Origin of the sequence: Nitritalea halalkaliphila LW7, from assembly GCF_000265075.1 — a bacterium.
Lineage (GTDB): Bacteria > Bacteroidota > Bacteroidia > Cytophagales > Cyclobacteriaceae > Nitritalea > Nitritalea halalkaliphila.
The window spans coordinates 1-4,334 of the sequence record NZ_AJYA01000084.1 but is presented as its reverse complement, the minus strand read 5'-3'; the positions used below and the strand labels follow the sequence as shown (position 1 = coordinate 4,334).

The 4,334-nt window shown below is 38.7% G+C and carries 2 protein-coding genes; both read left to right on the top strand.

The window, feature by feature from the left end; genetic code table 11:
- The first annotated feature begins 515 nt into the window (after window positions 1-515).
- Window positions 516-3,650, top strand: a complete 3,135-nt coding sequence (locus A3SI_RS16175) for a hypothetical protein (RefSeq protein ID WP_156810362.1) — start codon at window positions 516-518, stop codon at window positions 3,648-3,650.
- A gap of 8 nt (window positions 3,651-3,658) precedes the next feature.
- Window positions 3,659-4,334: DUF6443 domain-containing protein (locus tag A3SI_RS16170; RefSeq protein WP_040671255.1), on the top strand; the 676-nt coding region annotated here is incomplete at its 3' end.

Sequence of the window (4,334 nt, the reverse complement as noted above, 5' to 3'; positions counted from 1 at the left end):
ACCGTCGGCTGTTCGTACAGAAAAAGCCTACCTTTAATTAAAACTAACCCATTCCCGTTAAAGCTCCTAGTAAAATTCTTTATCTCTTCTTCCCATTCCGCAAGTCTACAAAACCTAACGTCTATAAAAAATATGGGATTCGTCGAGCGGATATGGATTGTCGAAGTCAGGTTTTTTATTCCAAAGTGTCTGCTGGAGACTGAAGGAAAGGTCGGGGGTGTTGGTCCAAAATTGGTTTTTTAGGTTCAATATTTTTCTACAGTGCGAGACATTGCTTAGTGCATTTGTATTTTTTATTTATTTTGTTTTTTTACTTAAAATACAATCTTTTTATTATTGATTTTGTGATTTTTATAACTTTAATGACGGTTTACACGCTTTTAACGGGACGCAATGGGTGTATTTTTGTGTGTAAACGGTAATCTGATGTGTATAAGTTGAAAATTTTTTCCATCAAAAGCTTGCATTTATGTTTTTTTAAAAAGATCTTAGATATAACTTTTAACCCAGTGAATATGAAAAATTTATCTTTAAAACATTTTCTCATTGTTTTTGGATTCTTTGTTGTTGTTTTAGATCTGCAAGCGCAGCAGCTTGTTGATGAAAAAGAATTTGAACCAGACTCTTTACTTCTCGCTGAGCCTCAATTTTTTTTAAATGATAATTTTTTGCCTCCTGATATCGCGCCGGAAGTAAGTAGTCCTAACGCGGCTGCCATGTTAAACTTCGCTAATAATCCAGTAGATATGGCTTCCGGGCTTTTGAGTTTATCCGTTCCTATTTACACTATCGAATTGCCTGGGCTTTCTTTTCCGGTAAGCCTATCGTACTATTCTGGCGGCGTTAAAGTAGAAGAGGTTTCTTCTGATGTAGGGATGGGCTGGAGTTTACAAGCCGGCGGAGCGATTATACAGCAGGTAAAAGGAAAACAGGATTTTGATGATAGTTACCTACGTCCTGTTTCTAATTTTTTAATGTTTAATCCAAACGAGTACTTTACAAACTTCTCGGATTACTGGTGGACAAAAAGTAATTTAGAAAACTGTCTAGATTTTGAACCGGATCATTTTTCCTATTCCCTTCTCGGAAAAAGCGGAAAGCTTTTATATGATGAAAATGGAGGGCTTTCTCCTTACCCTTTTGAGGAATTACTCTTTACTTTTAATACAGCACGTGATGCAGATGGAAATCGCTATTATTTTAATGCAGGTGATGGGGCCTCCTTACATAATCTTTGCAGTAAGCCATTAGCCCCCGGTATGTGCATGGAAAATGAGACGACTACGAACGCATGGTTGTTGACATCTATAGTTACAAAAAATCATGATACAATAGAAATAGAATATGAGACCCTAAACTACTCTTACATTTCAGGAATAAACGAATTAAAGTATGAACTCATTACAAAAGGTCAGGGGTGTGAGATTCCATCTCAATATTTATACGAAATTTGTTTAAATACTACATCTGTAGGTACCTCGCGTATAAAAAAGATAACTTCCAGCCGAGGACACGTGGTCGAATTTATTTATCAGAATACCCAAAGGCTGGATCTTCCAGGAACCAACGCCCTAAGTGAAATAAGGGTAAGCCTTCAGGGGGAGCCTATTAAGACTGCTAAATTAACACAAGGTTACATTACTGGCCTGAATAGCGTAATACCCAATCATCAAGTACCTCTTTATACCACGCGAAGACTTCGACTAGATAGGGTTGTAATCAATGATGATGAGATTTATGAGTTTACGTATAACCCTGGATTACCGGGTAGAATAAATTTTTCTCAAGATTTTTATGGATATTTTACTGGGCGACAAGCCTCAACCTTACTACCTACTCAAGTGTGGCCTTCTCCTTTTTCTGGGAACAATAGAGAAGTAAATCCTGCCACCTGCTCCATAGGCCTCATGAATAAAGTTACCTATCCCACAGGGGGCTACAGTACATTTACTTATGGCACGACGCTTTATGGCGGGGCTAAGATAACAAAGATCATGAAGTATACGCATCAGGGGCAAGTGGCTTCATCTACGTCTTATGAATATTTAGGGACTGTTGGGAGCAGAACATTAAATGCAACCTCCTTTGTGCAGCAAAAGATGAGTCGGCAAGACCATATAGATTTAGGTATTCATGGGATAGAGTGTGACTACGCGATTTTGACATCTTCCGTGAGCGATATAGAGGCTATTTGGCCAAGATTTTTTAAAAACACGAGGGTCGAAGAAATTCGAGAAGGAGATGAGGATGCAGGAAAGTCTATTTATTATTTTAGCACTTTTCAAGATATTGAGAATTTGCCCAATCAAAGTATTTTGAGAGCTGATATTTCATCATGGAGCGGTCTTCCTACTAAAACTGAACACTTTAAAAAGGAAGGTTCTGCTTTCATAAAGGTAAGCGAAGAAATTACCAGCTATCGTTCTCATGGAGAGCAAGTCACTTCTATCGCACAATTTGAAAGCTCACCAAAACAAAAAATAAATAAAGTTGTAAAAGTCAACATGCTTGAACCGGAGATGGAAGCCACTTGGTTGACGCCATTCTATCCTGCAAAATTTGAATTTGTTTTTTATAATTACTTTAGCACTGTCTTGAAACCTATTAAAAAGATAAAGAGAACCTATGCACCATCTGGTGTTGAATTTCATGAGGTAGAAAAAACGTATTTATATAATGAGGTAAATGGGTTTCTAGAAGAGGAAATTATTAAAGATAGTAATAATGACTTATTGAAAAACACCTATAGGTATCCATATCATTTTTCGGATGCCTTATACAATGAAATGCGAACAAACAGGATGTTAAGTACCCCCATCATGGTGATTACTACGAGAAATGAATTAATTGTAGGGGGGAAAATGGATAGTTATAAAAAACTCTTGAGAGGAGGAAAATGGCATTATGTGCTTCATGAGCGTTTTGAATTCGCCTCACCTAATGCTTCCACGTTTGTAATTCCTACTACAAGGCCTGATGCCAACCTGAGTAACTGGGAAAAAACGATTACGGACATAGATATCGATTCGTATGGGAATATAATAAGATTTACGGAAAGGGGGTTAATGAATGCCTTTCGTTATGACTATAATGGACTCTTCCCTGTTTATCACTCCAAAAATAGTTCGTCTAATTTGGTAGCCTACACCTCTTTTGAAAGCACTGATAAGGGAGGATGGGCTTACACAAGTAATCCCACCTTTCGTACTGATGCTGCTGCTGGAAATTATGTTTATTCTCTATCGGGTTCAAATCCTGTAAGTCGTCATATAGCTGGTGGATCTCAACCTTATATTGTTGATTTTTGGGTAAAATCTACATCTGGTACGCGAATATTACATGTAAATGGTGAAAATGTAGAGATTGGTGCTCAATGGCAGTTCCTTCAGCGTACAGTCCAGCAAAATGGTTTGTATACCATTTCTGGGACTGGGCTTTTACTTGATAATGTGCGTGCGTATCCGAAGTCTGCTCAGGTGACAAGCTATACGTATCGACCAGGTGAAGGACTTACCTCCATAGAGGCTGAAAATGGAGATGTTGTGCGGTATGGTTACGATGCAATGAAACGTTTAAAGTGGGTAAAAAATGTTTTCAATGAAACACTACAGTGGTATGATTATAGATTTAATGTTTCTACCTCTTTTTGATTTTACTTATGCGCTATTTAACTATTCATTTTTATTTTCTGCTCGCTTGTGCTGCATTTACAATGCGTGAATTAGAAGCACAACAAATTCCTAATGCACAGCAGCAATCGGTAGCTACCTCTCCAGAGACCTTGGTGATTCCCTCTTTAGGAAGTTCTCCACAGCTCAATATGGTTCGAGAGATTTCTCCTCGCGTGGCCATGCATCAGATAAATTCAGGAATTCTTCCTAGCAAAGAGCAGGCTTCCACGGTAACAAAATATTATGATGGCTTAGGTCGTCCTGTACAGGAGGTTTTTTACCAAGCCTCACCTACAGGAAAAGATTTAGTCCAGCCTCATGTTTACGATGCTTTGGGTAGAGAAAAGTATACCCTTAAACTTTATCCGTCTTCTGGGACAAATGGTAGGATTAAAACAGATGTAGGACAAGAGTACACAAGTCGATTGCAAACTGTTTATGCAAATGAGAGTAACTTTTTTACTCGCCTAGCTTATGAAGCCTCGCCCTTAAATCGCGTCCTGAAATCCTCTGCGCCTGGGAATAGTTGGTCGGGCTCCAATCGTGGCCAGCAGGTCATTACCCGGCCGAATCGAGCAGATGAAGATGTGAAAATCTTTCGATATACTTGGCCTGCCGCGCCTAAACCTACGCATGAGGGGACGTTTGGAGCAGGTCAGCTTT

Excerpts from the sequence above, each read along its gene's own strand:
- A3SI_RS16175 (WP_156810362.1), top strand. The coding sequence starts at position 516 with ATGAAAAATTTATCTTTAAAACATTTTCTCATTGTTTTTGGATTCTTT.